Source organism: Paracholeplasma morum (assembly GCF_016907055.1).
Classification (GTDB): domain Bacteria; phylum Bacillota_I; class Bacilli_A; order Acholeplasmatales; family UBA5453; genus Paracholeplasma; species Paracholeplasma morum.
Genome location: NZ_JAFBBG010000007.1, coordinates 31556 through 51880 on the forward strand (window position 1 = coordinate 31556; position 20325 = coordinate 51880).

Below are 20325 nucleotides of genomic sequence, written 5' to 3' on the forward strand. Positions count from 1 at the left end.
GGGGAATAATATGTTACTAAACAAGTATATCGACCATACTAAATTAGGTCCTGCAGTTTTAGAAAAAGACATTATCAAACTTTGTGAAGAAGCAAAAGCTTATGATTTCATGAGCGTTTGTGTCAATCCAAATTATGTAAAAACTGCAAAAGAAGCATTAAAAGGTTCAAGTGTATTAGTATGCACAGTAGTAGGCTTCCCAAGTGGAGCTCATTCGACGGCAGCTAAAGCATTTGAAACAAAACAAGCAGTATCAGATGGTGCTGATGAAATCGACATGGTTATTTCTGTAGGCAATTTAAAAGATAAAAAGTACGACTTAGTACTTGAAGACATCAAAGCTGTTGTAAAAGCTGCAGATGGTAAATTAGTCAAAGTGATTTTAGAAACATGCTTACTAACCAAAGAAGAAATTGTTAAGGCATGCGAATTAACCGTTGAAGCGAAAGCTGATTTCGTTAAGACTTCCACTGGTTTTTCAACCGGCGGCGCAACAGAAGAAGACATTCGTTTAATGCGTCAAACGGTTGGACCAAACTTCGGAGTTAAAGCTTCAGGTGGCGTAAGAAACTATGAAGATGCGATGACGATGATTAACGCTGGAGCAACCAGAATTGGGGCATCATCCGGAATTAAAATAATGGAAAATAAAGGAGATAAATCAAATGATTCCAACACCTCATATTAATATAAAGGACAAAAACTTAGTTGCAAAAACTGTTTTAATGCCTGGAGATCCACTAAGAGCAAAAATGATTGCTGAAACATTCTTAACAGATGTTGTTCAAATCAACGATGTTAGAAATATGTTAGGATTTACCGGTAAATACAAAGGGGTTCCAGTAACTGTTATGGGCTCAGGCATGGGGATGCCTTCAATTGGCATCTACTCATATGAATTATTCAACTTCTATGGAGTTGAAAACATCATTAGAGTGGGCTCATGTGGTGCATACACAGCTGATTTAAATTTATATGATGTCATCTTAGTAGACGATGCATATTCAGAATCAAGTTATGCTAAAACAATGGGTTTAACAAGTTCTAAAACATTAAAAGCTGACCGTAGACTTAACACAAGAGCGAAAAAAGCTGCTGAAAAGTTAGAAATTCCTCTACATGTTGGCCGCATTCATTCATCAGACGTATTTTACAACTTAAAAGGTTCTGTGCACGAAGAACGTTTTAATAAACAAGGTTGCATTGCTGTGGAAATGGAATCATTTGCACTATTTGCAAACGCAAAAGCATTAGGTAAGAAAGCGACATGTTTATTAACGGTTTCAGACTCCTTAGTAACACACGAAGCAACTACAGCTGAAGAAAGACAAAAATCTTTCACACGCATGATGGAAATTGCTTTGGAAGTTGCTAGAAAATCTAAGTAATGATTTTAGTCGACCAAACCAAAAAATTCAAAACCGTTTTAATAACATTAAAGTTCAAGGCAAAGGCATCTAAAGATTCCTTTGCCTTTAGAACATTATTACCTAGTGTACTACGTGCGAAAACTGATAAATATAAGAATAGAATGGCATTTAATGAAAAACTTGAATCAATGTATGGTGCAAGTTTGACATCCAATACAGGGAAACTTGGAACACTTTCTGTGATTCATGTTCAGTTGAAAATAGCCAATCCTTCACTAACAGAACCACAACTATTTGAAGAGGGATTAGAGTTCTTAAAAGAATATGTCTATGGACACAAGTCCTTTAATGAGACTGACTTCGAATTAGAAAAAAGACTATTATTAGAAGAAGTAATTGCTAAAGAAAACGATAAAACACGTTATGCTTTGACACGTTTATTTGAAATAATGTGTAAAGACGAACTCTACGGTTATAGAGCAAGTGGTACTAAAGAAGACATTGAAGGCTTAACATTCAATAGTTTCAAAAAAATGTATAAAGAGTTTCTCAAAAACGACGAACTTCAAATCATCCTATCTGGGGATATAAAACCTGAATATCAAACGATAACTGAGACATACTTCCCGAATGCTTCATTTACACAAGTGGATTTTCTAGATTATGAAACGAAGTCTTTTGAAGAAGTAACCGAAGTAATAGAACATGACAAAATAAGTCAAACTAAGTTAAATATCGGCTACCGTCTACCTGTTAGACAAGGCGAACAACTTCACACGGCAGCAGTATTGTTTAACGCAGCTCTTGGAGGATATGTCCATTCAAGACTATTTTTGAATGTTCGTGAGAAACATAGTTTATGTTACTATATCTCAAGTGTTTATGATGCATATAAAGGCATTATGTTCATCTACTCTGGGGTGGATGCTAAGAGACTGGAATTAGCGAGACAAGTCATTGATGAAGAAGTCAACAAGCTAACCACTAAGTTAATTTGTGAAAAAGAGCTTAATTTATCGAAACAAGCGATGATTAATGATCTAAAAGAATCCGAAGATTCTCAAGGCGCTCGTCAAAACGTACTATACGTTCAAACATTACTTAACAAGAAAACCTCATTGGAGGATAGAATTGCCAAAATTAATGCTGTAACGCCTGAACAAATATTAGAAGTTGCCAAACTACTTAGAAAAGATACCGTTTATCTTTTGGATGTGGAGAGATAATATGGAAAAAACTAACTATCAAAATTTTAACGAAACCATTTTTCATGAAGTTTTAGATAATGGACTAAACGTTTATATGATTCCTAAACAGGAATATCACAAAGTATTCGCTACATTCACGACTAATTATGGATCATTCGATCAAAGTTTCATTGATCCTGTGTCAAACCGTAAGGTAAACCAACCTGCTGGAATTGCACATTTCTTGGAACATAAAATGTTCTCAATGCCTGATAAAACGGATGCCTTTGAAACATTGTCCAAACTGGGCGTTAATGCCAATGCATATACTTCATTTGACCGTACAAGTTACTTGTTCTCTGGTACAAACAATACTAAAGAGGCACTAGAGTACTTGCTTCATTACGTTCAAACGCCTTACTTCACACCTTCAAGTGTTAAAAAAGAACAAGGCATCATTGATGAAGAGTTACGTATGTATCAAGATTATCCAAGTCAACGCTTATTCTATGGGTTACTACAAAATATGTATCAAAAGCATCCGGTTAATACGGAAATTGGTGGAACTACGCTTTCGATTAAGAAAATCACAGCTAAAAAGCTCTATCAAGCTTATAATGCATTCTATCATCCATCGAATATGGTACTTTTATTGGTGGGTAACATCAACGCAGAGGAAATGATGTCGTTAATTCGCGATAATCAAGCAAAAAAAGGGTATCAAAAACAAGATCCAATCAAACGTTTTATGCCTAAAGAACCAAAGAAGATCGTCACAAGACACTCAGAAGTATTGATGTCTGTAACCATGCCGAAAGTTGGTTTGGGCTTTAAACTTACACCAAAGAGTGGGCTTGAAGCACTTAAACAAGATTTTGCATTATCGATTTTGCTAGACATGTATTTTTCTAGTTCATCAAAATACTACAATGACCTTTTAAAAGAAGGCCTTGTTAATGAATCCTTTGAGTACTCAACCATTCAAGAGACTGATATGCTTTCGATTGCGTTTACAAGTGATACGGCAGAACCTGAAGCATTAGAAGAAAGACTTATCAAAATGGTACTCTCACTTAAACGTAAAAAACTCGATGAAGAAACTTTCCAAAGACTCAAAAAAGGGATGAAGGGACAGTTCATCATGAGTTTAAACAGTTTAGAGTCTATTTCCATGAGTTTCACTAAATACCATTCTCATGGAATATCTATTTTTGATGTGCCTAGTTTAATTGAATCCATTACAATAGAAGATTTAAGAGAGGTAACCTCACTTATCAAGAAAAACTGCATTTCATCACTTTATATTAGACCTTCAAAAGCCTAATTTGAGCTGTTTTGAATAAAAGAAGTAATAAAGTTATCCAAAATACTAAAAGCACACGTTAAAGTGTGCTTTTTATCTAAAAAAAGTTAAATATTTATCATTAGTAGTTCATTATTGCGTTTTTGTTATTAAGACTTTGAAGTGTATAATCTCAGTGAAGGAGGTTAACATGCTAAATCAAGTCACACTAATTGGGAGATTAACTCATGATCCTGTCGTAAAAACAATCGATGAAGGAAAGAAGGTTTCCGATATTCAAATTGCAGTTCAAAGAGCATTTAAGAATATGGAAGGCTTATATGAAACAGACTTCATTTCATGTAGTTTATGGCAGGGTTCAGCTGAAATCATTGAGAATTATTGTAAAAAAGGATCAATGATTGCAATTCGCGGCAGATTGCAGACAAAAAAAGTTGAACTCTCTAATGAAAAAACCGTATCATTTCTTGAACTTGTGGGTGAAAGAGTCATTCACTTATCAAGCACATTCAAAAATGCTCCATCATGTCCGGAAGAAGACGCTTAAGGCGTCTTTTTCATTGGTTTTAAAGACACAGAAATGTTGTTTAAAGTTACATTAATTGGTATAATAAAAAAAGGAGTTGATTAAAATGAATATAGATTTTACAAAAGAAGTAGAAATTAGAAAACAAGAAATACTCGATGACTTGAAAGGTTTAATTCAAATTAATTCAGAATTAACAACATTTGACCCAAAACGTACCGAAGCACCGTTTGGTGAAGGTATTGATGAAGCATTAACTTATATGCTCAATCTGGGAAAACGTGATGGATTCCAAACACTCAATGCGGACCATTATGCGGGACATATCGAATATGGGACACAAGATGAATACGTAGGTATGGTTGGACACCTTGACGTTGTTCCAGCTGGATCAGGATGGTCTTTCCCTCCATATGGAGCGGTCATTCATGATGGCAAAATGTATGGTCGTGGCACTGAAGACGACAAAGGACCTACACTTGCAGCTTATTACGCAATGAAGATTCTTAAAGACTTAAATGTACCACTATCTAAGAGAATCAAACTTGTATTGGGAACAGATGAAGAGACTCAATGGAGATGTGTTAAACACTATTTTACACAGTTTCCTGAACAACCAGTTGCCGGTTTCATTCCAGACTCTGAGTTTCCACTTACTTATGGTGAAAAAGGAATCCTAAAAGTAACAGTAAGAGGTAATGTCAAAAAAACACAATTAGTGTCATTTAACGCTGGCCTTAGAGATAACATGGTTCCAGATAATGCGGTTGCTGTAGTAACTGATATATCACTTAAGTCACACTTTGAAAACTTTTTAGCCAAAAACAACTATCAAGGAAATGCTTCGGTTGATAACAATCTATTAAAGCTTTCGATTGATGGTAAAAGCGCACACGGATCTACACCTGAAGAAGGTGTCAATGCTGCTTACTTAATGGTTCATTTCTTCAATGAAGTGGGAATTACCAATGCATTCGTAGATGCGATCAATACTTATTTACTCGATGATCCAAAGGGTGTAAAGATTGGCATTGATTACCATGACGAAGAAATGGGTCCAGTTACACTAAATGCAGGGGTATTCATTTTAGAAAAAGAAGCTTTTGAGATTATTCTTAATCCAAGATATCCTAATGGTGTAGATAGTGATGAATTCGTTCGTAAAATAAAACTAGCATTCGAATCTCTAGGATTATCTGTAGAATTAGGAAAGCATCAAAAACTCCTTTATGTAGATCCAAAATCAGAAATGATTGAAAAACTTATGAATGTGTATATTAAGTATTCAAAAGATGTTGATGCTAAGCCACAAACTACTGGTGGTGGAACATTTGCTCGTGCTATGAAAAACTCTGTCGCTTTTGGTCCACACTTTCCTGGGAAACCAAGTTATATTCATCAAAAAGACGAATATATCATCTTGGATGACTTCTTCATGAGCATTGCTATTTATGCAGATGCCTTGTATCAATTAGCTAAGTAATGAGACAGTATCTAGACCTTTGTAGGCATATTCTTACGCAAGGATCTTTAAAGACAGACAGAACTAATACCGGCACGAAAAGTGTTTTCGGATATCAAATGCGTTTTGACCTTGAAGAAGGTTTTCCTTTGTTAACTACAAAAAAGGTATTTATGAAGGCAATCATTCATGAACTACTTTGGTTTATTAGTGGTGATACCAACATAAAATACTTAGTGGATAAGGGTGTTAAAATATGGAATGAATGGCCATATGAAGCCTATAAAAAGCATAAAGACTATCAAAACGAATCATTAGAAGAGTTTGTAGATAAAATAAAATCAAACCCAGAATTTGCACGTGTTCACGGAAATTTAGGCCCAGTCTATGGTGCACAGTGGCGCAATTTTAATGGCGTGGATCAGCTTCAAACTGTGATTGATCAAATCAAGAACAATCCAGACTCCAGAAGAATAATCCTATCTGCATGGAATCCTGCTGATTTAGACAAGATGGCATTGCCGCCCTGTCATGCATTTTTACAGTTTTACGTGAATAACGATGAGTTATCACTACAACTATATCAAAGAAGTGGAGATGTGTTTTTAGGAGTGCCATTCAATATTGCCTCCTATAGTCTTTTACTCATGATGGTCGCTCAGGTGACAAACTTAAGACCAAAAACGTTTGTTCATACAATTGGGGATGCTCACATTTATAGCAATCACTTCGACCAAATCGAAACACAGTTATCTAGAACGCCTAGACAACTTCCAAAAATGATTATTAATTCTCAAGTTAAGAGCATTTTTGATTTCAAATATGAAGATTTTAAACTCGAGGATTATAATCCATATCCTGCAATCAAAGGTGTGGTTGCAGTATGATTAGTTTAATTTGGGCTATGGATAAAGACTGGTTAATTGGTAAAGACAATTTACTTCCATGGCACTATAAAAAGGATTTAGAGTACTTCAAGCGCATGACCATGAATCAAACTGTACTAATGGGTGATATGACTTATGATTCATTGAAATCCTACTATAAAACAAAACCATTTCCTTATAAAAATGTGTTTGTAGCTACGCTTACTGACCGCGATTTTGAAGGTGCTCAAGTAGTAAAAGACATTGATGCTTTTTTAAAAGAGTATAAGGATGGCGAACTATTTGTGATTGGTGGAAGAACCATTTATAAATTAGCTTTACCTTATGCAGATAGACTTTATATTACATTTATTGACAAAAGTCATGAGGGGAATGTCTATTTTCCAAAGTTTGATTTAGAATCGTTTCAATTAGTTAAGGAAACAGTGGATGAACCACTAAGGTTTACACTCTATGAGAAGGTAATAAAATGATTTCATTAATTTTCATCATAATTTGGTTTGGTCTAGCTGGAATACTATCCGGTTTTACAGGTTTGTCATTGTGGTTTATCCCACTTTGGCTTATTATAGGGTATATTGTGGCATGGATTTCAATGGTATTGTTGCTAGTCATCATGATTCCTATCGGAAAAATGATGAAGGTAGATAACAAGTTCAAACACTATTTCATTAGAAGTATTGCCAGATTTATTTCGATATTTGTACTTAGACTGAATATAAAAATCACAGGAAAAAACAAACTTCCAAAAAAAGGTGGTTATGTGATTTATGCCAATCATAAGTCATATGCAGACCCATTCATTTTATATCAGATTGTGAATAGACCAACAGGCATGGCTGCCAAAAAAGGCATATATAAATTGCCTATTGTTAGAAGTTGGATGCCTCTATTTGGTTGTATTCAAATAGATAGAGAAAATAATCGTGAAGCTGCTAAAGCAATTCTAAAAGGAATTGAGCAAATCAAACAAGGCATGATTATGGGTATTTTCCCTGAAGGTGGTATCAAAGACCGCGATGATGAGAAAATGGTCTCTATTAAAGCCGGAGCCTATAAATTAGCTACAAAAGCAGAAGCTCCTATTGTTCCTGTCACTATGATTGGGGCAACTGAAGTAAAACATCGCGCACCTTTTAGATCCACAAAAATAAAAGTCATCATTCATGACCCAATTACGAAAGAGGATTATGAGGGATTATCAACAGTTGAAGTTGGAGAAAAAGTAGCTGAACTTATTAATCAAACCGTGAAAAATGGTAAATAAAAAGGAGATTATCTCCTTTTTTTATTCTTTATGAAGAGTGATTTGGCCTTTACCACGATTCTTAGACAAGTACATCGTTTGATCCCCGATGTTTAGTAGTCGATGATAGCCATGTGTATTTTGAGTAATCTTGACGATACCAATTGAGACGCTGATAGTTAGAGTTTTTGCTATATCGTTTAAGTTCTCAATATCATGGATAAGTTGTTTGGCTCTTGATAGTATTTCATCTTCGCTATGGTCGTAACAATATAGGAAAAACTCATCTCCACCCAAGCGATAATAAAGAACGTTATGTTCCCATTTACTAATAAAATGGTTTGCGATATCGATTAAAAATTGATCGCCTACTTGGTGACCCAGTTGATCATTGATTTGTTTAAAACCATCAATATCTAGGTACATAATGTAAGAGTTCCCAATATTGGTCAAGTTATCCATGTGCATTTTAAGGGTTTCACGGGTAAATAGTTTGGTCATCGGATCCTGATAAGTCTTTTGATAATATACGATTTCTGGCGGTGTTTCTCGATAAACACGTATTACGTTAGCAATAACATAGGCTTTATCATCTAGATGGTATTTCTTCAAAGTAGTATTAAGCCAGATTTGGCCATCTTTAGATTTTATTGGTATGTATAAAAACAATTCATCTATAAATGTATTAAATTTGAACTTAATCATCTCAATGAAGTTGTTTTTACCCTCAACTTCGGCTAAAAGGTTGTCTGGCTCAATTTGATTGAGCACTTCCTGTTCATTATAACTATCTTGCTTATTTAGACCTATCAAAGTGATATCTCCGATAACGACATGAAACATCAAAGGACGTTGTTGTAGGTCAACAAAAAAAGAGACTCTACTCGGGTCACTGAACATCATGTCTTCGAAAAAATCGATCCCATATCGATCTCTAATAAATTCTAATTTGTTTTTATCGATCATGACTACGCTCCATTGCTCATTTAGCCCATTTTATCACAAATGTAAGCGATTTTAAATGATGAAAACTAGGATTACTGTAATTGATGAAAGTTGAAACCGATTACAGTTATTAATGGAAGAGATAATCATAAATTGGTAGATTGCCTTCTTTTTGACATAGTATTATAAAAAAGGTATATTCTTTTTGGAGGCCTTCTTTATGAACAAAAAAATACTAATCATTGGTGGTGTCGCAGGCGGCGCTACTACAGCAGCACGACTTCGAAGACTCGATGAGTTTTCTGAAATCATTTTATTTGAAAAAGGAGAGTTTATATCGTTCGCCAATTGTGGGCTACCCTATCATATTGGTGGTATTATCGAAGACAGAGATTCCTTAATAGTTGAATCGGTCGATAATATGAGAAGTAAATTCAATATTGACATCAGGGTATTTTCTGAGGTTACAGAAATTGATCCAGAAGCGAAGAACGTAACCGTAAAAAACTTAATCACAAATGAAACATACAAAGAGGCCTATGATAAAATCGTTATTTCCACAGGATCTTTGCCGGTTAAACCGAGGATTCCTGGCATAGAAGAGGCCAAGAACCTGTTCACTTTGAGAAACATTCCTGATATGGATAACATCATTGAGTTCATTAAAACTGAAAAACCAAGAAATGCGATAGTAATAGGCGGTGGTTTTATAGGCATCGAAATGATGGAAAACTTAGTTCATTTAGGAATGTCTGTTACACTAATCGAAATGGCACCTCAGGTAATGGGGATGTTTGACAGTGAGATGTCAGAAATGATCCATCAAATAATCACAGATCAGGGCGTTCAGTTAATATTAAACGATGGGGTTAGCGAGTTTAAGCTACAAGGAAATGAAATCGTTTTAAAGAGTGGGGCCGTAGTTAAAGCGGATTTAATCATTTTTGCCATTGGTGTAAGACCTGATAATGGATTAGCAAAATCTGCAAACCTCGATTTAACAGATAAAGGCGCCATTAAAGTCGATAACCATATGAAAACGTCCAATCCCGATATTTATGCAATCGGAGATGTTGTCGAAGTAATGCATAGTGTATCTAACGAATCCATGATGGCTGCTTTAGCTGGTCCAGCGAATAGACAAGGCAGAATTGCAGCGAATAACATATGTGGGGTTGAAGATATCTATACAGGTACACTCGCGACTAGCGTCGCAAAAGTCTTTAATCAAGTTGTTGGATCAACAGGTTTATCCGAGAAACACTTAAAGAGATTGGGATACGAATTTGATAGTATATACATTCATCCTAACTCTCACGCAAGTTATTATCCTGGGTATTCACCTGTTTCATTAAAAGTCCTTTATAATCCAAATACCGAAGAAATATATGGTGCACAAGCGATTGGATCTGATGGAGTAGACAAAAGAATAGATGTCCTTTCAATGGCAATTTATTCAAAAACGAAAGTTACAGATCTTAAGAATATTGATTTTGCATATGCTCCACCATTTTCATCTGCAAAAGATCCAATCAATATGGTTGGTTATGTCGCAGAAAATAAGATTAAAGGCATATCAACCAGTATTAATGTTAAGCAATTTGTTGAGATATTTGATGAAAGAACCTATATTTTGGACATAAGGGAACATAAGGAACTGACTCCTTCATTTGACAATATGATTAAGGAATCAAAACATATTCCTTTATCAGAACTGAGAAATCGTCTAAATGAACTTCCAAGGAATCAAAAAATATATGTTTACTGTCAATTAGGAACAAGAGGGTATTTGGCAGAACGTATTTTGAAACAACATGGCTTTGATGCTGTAAACATCGAAGGCGGATACAAATCATTTTTATACCAAAAAAAATAAGACCCAGTGGTCTTATTTTTCATTTGCTCCAAGCATTTCGATATTGTAATAATCAACTTTTAGTGTTATCCCATCGTAATCAAATACACACATGCTTGCATTGTTTAAATAGGTTAAAAAATGGTATTGGGTCGGGTCTGAAAGAACTAGTAAAGCTTTAATGGTGTGAGAATGGCAGACCAAGCAGATGCTATTATCTTTATGGGTTTGATACAGATTATTAAGCGCATCCTCGATTCTTTTTAACATGGCATCATTGTCTTCATAACCGTCATGCGAGAAGCCATCTACAGAAATGATTTTGATCGTTTCATCCACTTTTTTGCCTTCAAAAGGTCCAAAATCGCGCTCGATGAACCCGTCGTGTATCAGAACATTGTTTGGATGATTTAAAGAAGTTTTGATAATATTTGCTGTATCATAAGCTCTTGAAAGTGATGTTGAGTATAAGTGATCAAAATGATAATGGTTTCGATTGAGATATGAGCCAACCATTAATGCTTGATTTTTTCCTGTTTCATTTAAGGGATTATTCATAAGCCCTTGAACAAGTCTTATTTTATTGTAGTCGGTTTCACCGTGTCTAATTGCATATAATTTCATAGTTTCAACTCCTTTTTGTATTATAACATGGTTTAAGGATCATATTATCATAATAGCAAAAATCAAACTGAATATGTTATAATAATACCCGAGGTGTAATACGATGAGAATGTTAGATTTAATTGCAAAAAAAAGAGATAACCACGTGTTATCAAAAGAAGAAATTGAGTTCATTGTAAAAGGGTATACTGATGGACGTATTCCTGACTATCAAATGAGCGCTTTTTTAATGGCTGTGTATTTCAATGGAATGACAGACCAAGAATCAACAGATTTAGCACTATGCATGATGGACAGTGGGGATACTTTTGACCTTACAGACATCAGGGGAATCAAAGTGGATAAGCACTCAACAGGTGGTGTTGGTGACAAAGTCACACTAGTATTAGGGCCATTGGTTGCTGCATGTGGAGCGAAGTTTGCTAAAATGAGTGGCCGTGGTTTAGGTCATACAGGTGGGACATTGGATAAACTTGAAGCAATTCCAGGCTATAATATCGTCTTAGAAGAACAAGCGTTTAAAGACCAAGTAAATAGAATTGGTATTGCTGTTATTGGACAATCCAAAAACATTACCCCAGCCGACAAAAAAATGTATGCACTACGTGATGTTACAGCAACTGTACCTTCAATTCCGCTAATTGCATCATCCATTATGTCAAAGAAATTAGCTTCAGGTGCTGATGCGATTTGTCTAGATGTAAAAGTTGGTAATGGCGCATTTATGACCGATATTGAAGAAGCTAAGAAACTTGCGACACTAATGGTTCAAATTGGAAAACTTGCTGGTAGAAGCGTCAAAGCTATTCTTACCAATATGGATGAACCACTTGGGTTTGGCGTGGGTAACAGCATCGAAGTCATTGAAGCGATTGAAACCTTAAAAGGCAAAGGTCCAAAAGACTTAGAGTCTGTTGTACTGGAAATTGGCGCATTCCTACTTGAAGATGCGGGAATTGCATCTAAAGAAGAAGCTAAAAAACTATTAATTGAAAAAATTGAAAATGGAGAAGCTTTCAACAAATTAGTTGAACTTGTCGAAGCACAAGGTGGAGACACTTCTTACATTCAAAACCCTGATAAATTCGAGAAAGCAAAAAATATAGTGCCATTAAAAGCTAAAACAAGTGGATATATTGAATCAATGACAACAATCGATATCGGAATCGCTGCTGCTTATTTAGGCGCAGGTAGAGAAACAGTCGATGGTATTATTGATCCAGCGGTTGGGTTAGTATTCGAAAAGAAAATCGGAGATTATGTGTCTGAAGGGGATGTAATTGCCTATATTCACGCGAATGAAAAAGGCCTTAAAGAAGCTACAAGAACCCTTGAAAATGCAATTGTGATTGGACCTAAGAAGAACGATGTTGTTCTAATTGAAGGCGTCATTTTATGAGTTATGCCATCATAACTGGTGGTGCAAAAGGAATTGGTCGTTCGTTTTCCAATTTGTTAGCCGATAAAGGTTATGATTTGGTTTTGGTATCTAGACATCTAGAGGATTTAGCTGAAGCACAAAAAGAGATACAAGCTAAATATAAAGTCAAAGTACATATTTATGTTGGTGATTTATCACAAGCATCATTTATCGACAAATTTATCGCTTTTGCTGAACCTTATAACGCTGAAATACTGGTAAATAATGCTGGATTTGGTCACAACGACCTTTTTATAGACGCACCTTTAGATAAAGAACTACAAATGATAGAGTTAAACATCAAAGCCGTTCATATACTAACAAAATGGTTTTATAAAAAATCTGTTACGAATAACAAAGGACGAATTATCAATATAAGTTCATTGGCTGGTTTTGTTCCTGGTCCATACGCATCAACCTATTATGCTACAAAGGCCTATGTGACGAGCTTAACTCGTGCACTAGCCTATGAAGCAAAGAAATCAAAAACCAATGTTTTGGTGCAAGTTGTATGCCCAGGACCAATCAAATCGGAATTCTACAAAGAAGCTGGAACCAATCCAAGGTTCTATAAGAGAAGTCCGAATTATGTGGCTAGCTTAGCGTTAAACTCTAGAAAAACTGTTATTGTGCCCGGATTCAAAGAGAAGTTTGCTCATGTGGTGTTGAAAATAATCCCAACTTCAATTAGTTTAAAACTTGCTGGAATCGGCCAAAAAAAGAAAAAGATAAAATAACTCAAAAAACTCGTAGAATTACGAGTTTTTTTCTATTATTAGTTTATGAATACGATAAAATTGAGTTTTTAGCGAAAATATAGTACACTATGAGTAGACTAGAGGTGATAACATGGATGAAAAGAAAGTAGTTCCGCAAAAAGAACTTGATAAGGCAAAAGAAAAACAACTTGAACAGCAGTTGTCTAAATTTAAAGAAGCCGATAAAGAAGTCAATAAAATCAAATATGAAGAATACGATGAAGATGAAGAGTACGCTGTCATCGATTTAGAATTATCTGGAGAGCAAGATATTTATCAAAAGTTCTCTATGTTATCGAGAAAACGTATCAGCCAAGAAATCATGAATCACATTGAAGAAAATGCTAAATACGTTCCACTGTATAAACCCTTATTAATTAATGTAAAGTTTCCAAACCAGTTAGTGGAAGCAGAACTCTTAAAGACCATCGAACTTTTAGTTGAGCGTAGTTTGATAAAGCGTATTAACGATTTGTCCATTCAAATTAAGCAAACAAGGATCATTTCTACGTTTATGGTTTTATTTGGATTATTAACCATGACAATATCTATTTTTCTTTCAGAAGACTACTTAAACGTATTCATGCTACAAGAAATATTTACGATTGCCAGTTGGGTCTTTATTTGGAAGAGTGTCGAAGGTTTTGCATTCGAACAACGACGTGCTAGCCTTCAAAAGTATAAATTACTTCAAATCTATTCTGCAGACTATCAAAGTAAACTCTAAAAAGTTTACTTTTTTAATGAAAAACCCTATTGATATGTTCAATGGGAATTATTTAGTGAAACACATATTAGATTCTTTTAGAGCGGGGATCACATATGAATCGATTACTTTTAGATAGTCTACTCGAGGATTATAACCAAATTTGATTGGGTAAGCCTCTTTTTGAAACGTTTCATAAGCAATGGATTTTCTACCATCTTTTAGACTATCCATGTAATGGTCATATAACACATCAAATGGTAAGTAGTAGTACTCGTTATATGCTTGGAAATATACAATTAAGAACCCTATGCCACCTTGATCTGTAATGCGCTTAAGATGTTCGATTTGGTGAACATGAATGTTCTTAAGTGGAATCGATGTTTTGGATTTTGTTTCCTTTGCATCAAAATCAATGTAATAGCCTTTGTATATGCCATTAAAGTCAGTCGTAGAAGGTGTTTTATAATATGCTTCAACGATCTTAGCTTTGTTTCTAGCGGGATAGCTTACTGACACAACCTGCACTGGTGTTGGTTTCTTGTATATAGTTGCAATATTCTTATCTAGGTAGTACTGATTTGTTTGTTCAATATCAGTTTCTAAAGTCATGCCTAAATTAGCTCGATTAACTGTTTTTTGGACTGCTTTTTTAGCATTTGGATAGTTTAATGCCATGATTATCACCAGATTAATGATAACATAGATTTACTCCAATTTGTCAAAATAGTAATATTCTTGATAAAGATATATAATGATGTTAAAATGTTAATGATCACTACGGGGAGCCATGTGCTGAGAGGACTTAATCGTCGACCCGCGAACCTGATCTGGATTGTGCCAGCGGAGGGATAGTATATAATCTTTTTATCACTATCAATTTCTTAGGACATCCGTAGAAATTTTTTTATTTTCTAAGGAGGACAAAATGAAATTAAAAAAAGATGCAGTAAAAATGCTACTAGCAGTGAATCTGTTAGCATTAGCGATTGTGCTGGATGTGATTACATCCGCCATTCCTGGTTTAAACTTGAGCATGCCTTTTGGCGGAAAATTCTTCGGAATCTCAATGTTGCCACTTGTCATGATTGGTCTATTTGCAGGACTCAAATATGGCCTAATTTCGGGATTCTTATATGCTTTATACAACTTTGGGATAGACTATCTCGTCTACATCGATGCATTAAGAGCAACCCTCGAAAGCTGGACTGGTGAATCATGGACATTTGGGATGATTGTAATGCTTGTGTTATTCGACTATATTATTCCATTTACAGCCTATGGCTTATCTGGACTATTTAAAGACGGATTTACCAAATTAAGTAAGATGATCATTGCGATAATTACAGTGAGTGTTGTTAGACTAGTTTCTAGTACATTATCGGGTGTTATATTATGGAGTAGCAGCATTAAGTATGCGTCAGAAGAGTATCAAAATGGTACTGGAAGCGATAATATAGCCGTAAGAATCTTTGCAGGGGTTGGCGAAAATCTATGGGTATATAGTCTAACGTATAACTTCATATACATATTTACGACGACTTTGGTTGTAATTCTATTGAGTGTTTTATCATTTAAACGCCTCAAAGACTTAAGTATTCAATTCCTATATCAATAGTTCACTCAATCCTTTTATATATGAGCCTGTTTTAATGAGGGTGATAATTATTACCACTCATAATAAAACAGGCTTTTATTATTGGAATGAATTAGTTTTTGGAGTAATAAACTTGTTATAAAAACGGTTTACATGTTATAATAAGCCATAATATACTGCGATTCAGATATAAAGGAGTGTCGAATATGAGTCAAATTAAAATTTTTGCACTAGGCGGACTAGGTGAAAACGGAAAAAATATGTACTGTGTGGATGTAGATAATCAAATATTCATTCTAGATGCAGGGATTAAGTACCCAACTTCAGAACTATTTGGAGTGGACGAAATCGTTCCAGACTACAAAATGCTATTAGAACATTTACCTAAGGTCAAAGGTTTTTTCATGACACATGCTCATGAAGACCATATTGGCGCTTTACCTCATATCTTAAGAGATATCAATGTGCCTGTGTACGCCACCAACTTCACCATGGAACTAATTAAAGACAATCTTAAAGAAGAAGGTTTTGATTTAGAGAAGATGAAACTTCACGTGATTGATCAAAACTCTATCATTAAGTTCAATAATGTTAAAGTGAACTTCTTTACGACAACGCACTCTATTCCTGAATCCGTGGGAGTCGCGATTAATACCCAAGACGGCTCAATCATTTATACATCTGATTATACATTTGACCAAAGTGCTGATCCTAGATATCAAACAGACTTTAGAAAAATTAATGAACTGAGTGAGAAGAAAGTACTTTGTCTACTGACAGAATCACTTGGATCAGGACTTGTTTTAAACGGGTCTATAAACAAAGCGCTCGATTATGATCTAAATGAAGCTATCTCAAATGCAAAAGGTCGAGTGGTTGCTTCATTATTCTCATCTGACTTACTAAAAATACAACGTGTTATCGACATTGCCTTAAAACATAAAAAACGCATCGCTATCATCGGTAGAAGAGCTCAAAGAATCGTGGATATCGCGATTGAGATGAACTATTTGAGCATTCCAAAGGAATCTTTAATCTCACTTAGATATATTGATGAAAAAAATAAAAATGACGATAGCGATATTGTTGCGCTAGTTACCGGAAACAGGCATGAACCATTCTACATGCTTCAAAGAATGTGTAAGAAAGCGGATAGGTTGATTCATATTGATGACAAGGATACCGTAATCGTTGTTGCCTCTCCAATTCCAGGTACCGAAAAAATGGCTGCTAAAACTCTGGACATTTTATACCGTACTGATGCGAAAATACACGTAATCGATAAAAAACTACTAACCGCGTCTCATGCGACTTCTGATGAAATCAAAATGATGATGAATATGCTAAAACCTGAATATATTATGCCTGTAATTGGTGAATACCGCATGCAATACGCTGTGATGAAACTTGCAAAAGACATGGGTTATTCCCAAGAACAAGTTTTCTTAATGGACAATGGCGACGGGTTATTCTTCAATGATGGTGTACCAACACTTCATAAATCAAAGTTTAGAAGCGGAGATATCTTAATCGACGGATCAGCAGTAGGAGATGTTAATGACATCGTTATCCATGACCGCGAATTATTAAGTGAAGATGGTGTATTACTGATAATTGCCAATATCAACCCTAGATCTAAACGTATTTTGGGTGAGATTGAAATTGTTACAAAAGGATTCGTGTATGTAAAAGAATCCGAACAGTTATTGAAAGATGTCAAAGAAGTATTCATCAAAGCTACAGATAAACACCTGAAAGGTAAATATATTAACTGGAATGAACTTAAAACAAGTGTAAGAGAAGACGTAAACAAGTTCTTGTATAAAGAAACGAGAAGAAGTCCAATTACCATTCCAATTATTATTGCTACAGAAGTATAACTATGGCAAAGAAAATCATCTTTCTAGTTGTTTCACTGCTCATTCTTGCAATCGTATACATGATCACACTTTCAAGCATCATTCTTGAAAGAAAGAATGAACTATTGCTTGATGCAATCACAGAGGGTGTAACCAAAGAAGATTACACAGAATACGTAAAGTTCTCTACTGAACTATATGAAGAAATTGACCTCTCTTCAGCTACAATAGATACAAATTATCATTATCAAATGTTTCATACAGTAGAATCTAACTCAAAGGGACTATTCCAAGGATTTATTCTGTTTATCGGTTCGAAAAACAATGTTAGCATGGCTGATAAAAAGACGGATTCCAATGATAAAACCCGTCTCTTAATTGAATCGACAGAAGTGGTTTATGATTCTAATTTAGATTCAGTATATGAAGATTACGCTATTAGTTATGGGCTTAAGGAACGTCAAGTTTATTACTACTATGTGAAAATCGAATCCTTTGGTTCAAGATCAATTACTGCATATGACTATCATGGAAATGAAATTCTGAATATTGAAGTTAGTTTTGCGGATTTACCAATTGACCCGGAAACAGATAAAAAAGAATCACTAGACATGATAAAACTGTTGGGTTACTCACAAAGTTTTACATTAGATGAAATCAATCGAAAAGTGAATATTAATAGTAGATTATGGCAAGTGTATCTTATCACAGGTGCATTCTTAATCATGGATATTATGATTGGTAAGTTTTTGATTTTTAGAAAAAAATAAAGCACTCGGTTGAGTGCTTTTTTGATTAGTATAAGTATACTGGTTTTGGATAACTCTTGCCTTTTAAGTCGATTGAGCAAGACTCAATGATAATTGGTTCTATTGGCCGATCTGAGAAGTCTCTTCTAGTAGTGGCAATCGCATCAATGACATCAAATCCGCTAATGGTCATCCCAAATGCTGCATATTGGCCATCTAGATGAGGGCTGTTCTTATGCATGATGAAGAATTGGGTTGTGGCCGAGTTAGGGTCTGAAGTTCTCGCCATGGAGATAACACCACGTTCATGGAGGATTGGATTAGCGACACCATTTGACTTAAAATCCCCTTTAATTGGTTTTGATGGCATACCTTGGCCACCTTGAATCATGAATCCTGGGATGATTCTATGAAATATTAGACCGGCGTAATAGTTCTTTGAGACCAAATCAATGAAGTTATATGCGGTGTTGGGAGCAACATCGACAAACAATTCAATTTTGATTTCACCTTTGTCTTTAATTTTTAGTGTAACAATTGGGTTTGATTCGTTTTGGTACATATTATTTATTCTCCTTTTTGAGTAATTCCTTTTTTTGCTTAATCCAGATTAGACGTTCTTTAAGTGCTTTTTCATAAGTAGATTCTTCTTTAGGATTGTAATAAGTATCATTGATATTTGACTCTGGCAAGTAGGTCTGATCCACAAGTGCTTTCGGATAGTTGTGCGGAAACTTATATAATGCCGGATTGGCCTTTATTTCACGGTTTAGAATGTGAGAAGGTATTGGGCCAACCTTACCCGTTTGATACGTTTCTAAGGCTAAATCAATGGCAGATATTGCAGTGTTTGACTTTGGAGATATTGCCATGTCGATGACTGCAACGGATAACGGAATTCTGGCTTCTGGAAAGCCCACTTTTAAAGCAGCATCGCAGGCAGCAACCACTTTTGGACCGATATTAGGGTTAGCTAACCCGATATCTTCATAAGCGATTACAAGCATTCTTCGTACGATTGAACCTAAATCTTCTAATGTTATTAAACGTGCCAAATAGTGAAGTGAGGCATCTACATCTGAGCCTCTAATAGATTTTTGAAAGGCAGAGAGGATATCAAAATAATTATCTTGTTGATCATCTAGTTTCAATATAGGCTTACCAATAGCTTGTTTACAGATTTCTTTGGTAATGATTTCATCGGTCTCAATAAGCATAGTTGCTTCAAGCATATTTAGCGCCGTTCTAACTTCGCCACCCGCGGATTGTGCAATATACTCCAAAGCACCTTTAGTGTATCGATAATCTGTGTCCACATAATCCGATTTTAAAGCCAGCTCCAGTACTTTAACAATGTCACTTTCAGTAATATCATTCAAACGATAGATATGACATCTTGAACGTATCGCGGGATTAACGGACATGTAAGGATTTTGTGTGGTTAAGCCAATAATCGTTACTTTGCCTTCTTCAACGAACGGCAATAAATAGTCTTGTATATCGGTTTTCATTCTATGAATTTCATCGATGATAACCAAAATATCGTGATAAGCAGTAGTAGCAATGATTTCCTTTAGTCTAGCTTTAGAATCCGTAGCTGCAGAGAAATTAAAGGATTCCATTCCAGCTTTTTTGGCAACCAGTTGAGCAATTGTGGTTTTCCCGGTTCCTGGATTACCATAAAGAATAAACGAGATGATTTTATTCTGCTTAATCATGGATGTAATGATGCCTTTTTCTCCAATAAGATGATCTTGTCCGACTACTTGGTCAAACTCGGTTGGTCTTAATCTGTGAGCGAGTGGTTTCATAGGTTAACCTCATTTCTTAA

General features: G+C 35.2%; 21 protein-coding genes and 1 riboswitch. Of the genes, 16 read left to right on the forward strand and 5 right to left on the reverse strand.

All coding sequences use genetic code 11. The annotated features are described in order from the left end of the window. Positions 1-10 precede the first annotated feature (10 nt). The 9 genes from deoC (at position 11) to JN09_RS04610 (ending at position 8002) form a co-directional block, all read left to right on the forward strand. Complete coding sequence (deoC, locus tag JN09_RS04570) at positions 11-688, forward strand: deoxyribose-phosphate aldolase (RefSeq protein ID WP_204433177.1); 678 nt, start codon at positions 11-13, stop codon at positions 686-688. Continuing rightward, on the forward strand, positions 669-1388 hold the full coding sequence (gene deoD, locus JN09_RS04575) for a purine-nucleoside phosphorylase (RefSeq protein WP_373422799.1): 720 nt from the start codon (positions 669-671) through the stop codon (positions 1386-1388). The genes deoC and deoD overlap by 20 nt, the downstream gene beginning before the upstream one ends. Continuing rightward, entirely contained in the window at positions 1388-2596 is a 1209-nt protein-coding gene (gene yfmF, locus JN09_RS04580) for an EF-P 5-aminopentanol modification-associated protein YfmF (RefSeq protein WP_204433180.1), read from the forward strand. The genes deoD and yfmF overlap by 1 nt, the downstream gene beginning before the upstream one ends. 1 nt (position 2597) lies before the next feature. Next, positions 2598-3881: an EF-P 5-aminopentanol modification-associated protein YfmH gene (yfmH, locus tag JN09_RS04585; protein WP_204433181.1), complete on the forward strand. Its 1284-nt coding sequence runs from the start codon at positions 2598-2600 to the stop codon at positions 3879-3881. Positions 3882-4050: 169 nt separating this feature from the next. Beyond that, entirely contained in the window at positions 4051-4407 is a 357-nt protein-coding gene (locus JN09_RS04590; RefSeq protein ID WP_204433182.1) for a single-stranded DNA-binding protein, read from the forward strand. Positions 4408-4492: 85 nt separating this feature from the next. Continuing rightward, positions 4493-5869, forward strand: a complete 1377-nt coding sequence (pepV, locus tag JN09_RS04595; RefSeq protein WP_204433185.1) for a dipeptidase PepV — start codon at positions 4493-4495, stop codon at positions 5867-5869. After that, the gene (locus tag JN09_RS04600) at positions 5869-6735 is read left to right on the forward strand and encodes a thymidylate synthase (protein ID WP_204433187.1); all 867 of its coding nucleotides are present in this window, start codon (positions 5869-5871) and stop codon (positions 6733-6735) included. Before pepV ends, JN09_RS04600 begins: the two co-directional genes overlap by 1 nt. Continuing rightward, complete coding sequence (locus tag JN09_RS04605) at positions 6732-7208, forward strand: dihydrofolate reductase (protein ID WP_204433189.1); 477 nt, start codon at positions 6732-6734, stop codon at positions 7206-7208. Before JN09_RS04600 ends, JN09_RS04605 begins: the two co-directional genes overlap by 4 nt. Next, positions 7205-8002: a lysophospholipid acyltransferase family protein gene (locus tag JN09_RS04610; protein WP_204433190.1), complete on the forward strand. Its 798-nt coding sequence runs from the start codon at positions 7205-7207 to the stop codon at positions 8000-8002. Before JN09_RS04605 ends, JN09_RS04610 begins: the two co-directional genes overlap by 4 nt. A 21-nt stretch (positions 8003-8023) precedes the next feature. Here the strand turns inward: JN09_RS04610 and JN09_RS04615 are convergent, their stop codons facing one another. Beyond that, complete coding sequence (locus JN09_RS04615; protein WP_204433191.1) at positions 8024-8947, reverse strand: GGDEF domain-containing protein; 924 nt, start codon at positions 8945-8947, stop codon at positions 8024-8026. A 199-nt stretch (positions 8948-9146) separates the two neighbouring features. On the opposite strand from JN09_RS04615, the gene JN09_RS04620 reads away from it, so the two are divergent. Beyond that, positions 9147-10802, forward strand: coding sequence for a CoA-disulfide reductase (locus JN09_RS04620; RefSeq protein ID WP_204433192.1), 1656 nt, complete (start codon positions 9147-9149; stop codon positions 10800-10802). Between the two features lie 12 nt (positions 10803-10814). Here JN09_RS04620 and JN09_RS04625 read toward each other — a convergent pair whose 3' ends face one another. Beyond that, a complete protein-coding gene (locus JN09_RS04625; protein WP_204433193.1) occupies positions 10815-11405 on the reverse strand; it encodes a histidine phosphatase family protein in 591 nt (196 codons plus the stop codon). 103 nt (positions 11406-11508) lie between these two features. Here JN09_RS04625 and JN09_RS04630 point away from each other — a divergent pair, with 103 nt between their 5' ends. From JN09_RS04630 to JN09_RS04640, 3 genes are all read left to right on the forward strand, one after another. Continuing rightward, positions 11509-12804, forward strand: coding sequence for a pyrimidine-nucleoside phosphorylase (locus tag JN09_RS04630; protein ID WP_204433194.1), 1296 nt, complete (start codon positions 11509-11511; stop codon positions 12802-12804). Continuing rightward, positions 12801-13562 carry an SDR family NAD(P)-dependent oxidoreductase gene (locus JN09_RS04635; RefSeq protein WP_204433195.1) on the forward strand — a complete coding sequence of 254 codons (762 nt, stop codon included), beginning with the start codon at positions 12801-12803 and terminating at the stop codon, positions 13560-13562. Before JN09_RS04630 ends, JN09_RS04635 begins: the two co-directional genes overlap by 4 nt. A 112-nt stretch (positions 13563-13674) precedes the next feature. Next, positions 13675-14310 carry a hypothetical protein gene (locus JN09_RS04640; RefSeq protein ID WP_204433196.1) on the forward strand — a complete coding sequence of 212 codons (636 nt, stop codon included), beginning with the start codon at positions 13675-13677 and terminating at the stop codon, positions 14308-14310. A 48-nt stretch (positions 14311-14358) separates the two neighbouring features. Here JN09_RS04640 and recU read toward each other — a convergent pair whose 3' ends face one another. Further along, the gene (gene recU / locus JN09_RS04645; RefSeq protein ID WP_204433198.1) at positions 14359-14967 is read right to left on the reverse strand and encodes a Holliday junction resolvase RecU; all 609 of its coding nucleotides are present in this window, start codon (positions 14965-14967) and stop codon (positions 14359-14361) included. Positions 14968-15060: 93 nt separating this feature from the next. After that, a riboswitch (TPP riboswitch) is annotated at positions 15061-15158 on the forward strand. Between the two features lie 59 nt (positions 15159-15217). Between recU and JN09_RS04650 the strand changes: the two genes are divergently transcribed. The 3 genes from JN09_RS04650 to JN09_RS04660 all read left to right on the forward strand — a co-directional run bounded on the left by JN09_RS04650 (position 15218) and on the right by JN09_RS04660 (position 18515). Continuing rightward, entirely contained in the window at positions 15218-15907 is a 690-nt protein-coding gene (locus JN09_RS04650) for an energy-coupled thiamine transporter ThiT (protein WP_204433199.1), read from the forward strand. Between the two features lie 185 nt (positions 15908-16092). Next, entirely contained in the window at positions 16093-17766 is a 1674-nt protein-coding gene (locus JN09_RS04655) for a ribonuclease J (protein ID WP_204433200.1), read from the forward strand. A gap of 2 nt (positions 17767-17768) precedes the next feature. Further along, positions 17769-18515: a hypothetical protein gene (locus tag JN09_RS04660; protein ID WP_204433201.1), complete on the forward strand. Its 747-nt coding sequence runs from the start codon at positions 17769-17771 to the stop codon at positions 18513-18515. Between the two features lie 25 nt (positions 18516-18540). Here the strand turns inward: JN09_RS04660 and JN09_RS04665 are convergent, their stop codons facing one another. Then, positions 18541-19056 (reverse strand): peptidylprolyl isomerase, encoded by a 516-nt coding sequence (locus JN09_RS04665; RefSeq protein WP_204433202.1) that lies wholly within the window; start codon positions 19054-19056, stop codon positions 18541-18543. Between the two features lies 1 nt (position 19057). Continuing rightward, a complete protein-coding gene (locus JN09_RS04670; RefSeq protein WP_204433203.1) occupies positions 19058-20305 on the reverse strand; it encodes a replication-associated recombination protein A in 1248 nt (415 codons plus the stop codon). Positions 20306-20325: the final 20 nt, after the last annotated feature.